We start from the raw sequence: 496 nt of genomic DNA, 5'->3' as shown, positions 1-496 counted from the left end.
GCACCGCCCGTCCCCCCGGTGGTCCCGCCGGCGGCGTCCCCGGAGCCGGGCGGTGCCGTGCCGGGGTCACCGCTTCCGCCGATGACCCCGGTACCGGGGTCACCCGTGCCGGCGGCGTCACCGGTGGACCCGCCCCCGGCGCCCGCCGGGTCGCCGGTCGGGTCGGTGTCCCCCGGGCCGTCGGTCGTGTCGGCGCCCTCCGAGTCGCCGGGCTCCCCGGGTTCGGCGGAGGGGTCCGCGATCGGCGCGGGGCCCGTCGGGTCGCCCGTGCCCCCGGCGGAACCCGCCGGTTCCTCCGGGCCTGCACCGAGCTCCGTGACCGCCCGGGCCTCGGTCGCGGCGTGGTCGGCCGGGCCCGCGACGGCGTCCGGCAGCACCAGCGCACCCGCCAGGATCACGGCGGCCACCGACGCGAGGACGGCCGGCACCCTTCCGCCGCCCTTGCCGCCCTTGCCCGTGGGGGGCGGGGCGTCCGGTGTCCCGGGCGCCGGAGGGC

The 496-nt window shown here is 82.5% G+C and carries 1 pseudogene; it reads right to left on the bottom strand.

Annotated features, from left to right (window positions below):
* A pseudogene (locus tag FOE67_RS28175) lies at nucleotides 1-428 on the bottom strand (hypothetical protein); the annotation flags it as partial.
* Nucleotides 429-496 lie beyond the last annotated feature (68 nt).

This window comes from Streptomyces calidiresistens, assembly GCF_014141525.1.
Classification (GTDB): Bacteria; Actinomycetota; Actinomycetes; order Streptomycetales; family Streptomycetaceae; genus Streptomyces; species Streptomyces calidiresistens.
Note: the sequence above shows the minus strand (reverse complement) of the source record. Positions and strands in the feature narration are given on the sequence as shown.